The organism is Lactiplantibacillus xiangfangensis (assembly GCF_001438845.1).
GTDB lineage: Bacteria > Bacillota > Bacilli > Lactobacillales > Lactobacillaceae > Lactiplantibacillus > Lactiplantibacillus xiangfangensis.
Genome location: NZ_JQCL01000073.1, coordinates 1 through 422 on the forward strand (window position 1 = coordinate 1; position 422 = coordinate 422).

Consider the following 422-nt stretch of genomic DNA (forward strand, 5'->3'; position numbering starts at 1 on the left):
CCTCAATTGTCAAATCAAGTGCAACACTAAGAATCTATTCTTAGAAGTGGTCTAGTTGCTAAGCTAGTTCAGGCATTAGATCGGCTGGGCAGCGATAGTTCAATGACCGCCGTAGCCGGTTGTTTAAGGTATCTTGAGCCAGCTGAATGTCAATGAGTGAGGCCGAAGCCAAGGATCTGCCCTTCGGGAAGAACTCGCGCAAAAGGCCGTTAGTGTTCTCATTGGTTCCACGTTCCCATGGTGAATAAGGATGGGCAAAGTAGATGTCAGTTCCCTTGACTTGACTCAAGCTTGAGAACTCAGCACCATTATCAAAAGTAATGGTTTTAAAGTGCTCGGTTCCATAGTCATATAAGGTATTCTGGAGGGCTTTCAAGCAAGTGTCGGCATGATAATTGGGAAGTTTAACGATGATCTCTAAG

General features: G+C 45.0%; 1 protein-coding gene. It reads right to left on the reverse strand.

Annotated features, from left to right (window positions below; all coding sequences use genetic code 11):
* Window positions 1–58: 58 nt before the first annotated feature.
* Window positions 59–422: IS30 family transposase (locus IV64_RS07985; protein WP_157061101.1), on the reverse strand; the 364-nt coding region annotated here is incomplete at its 5' end.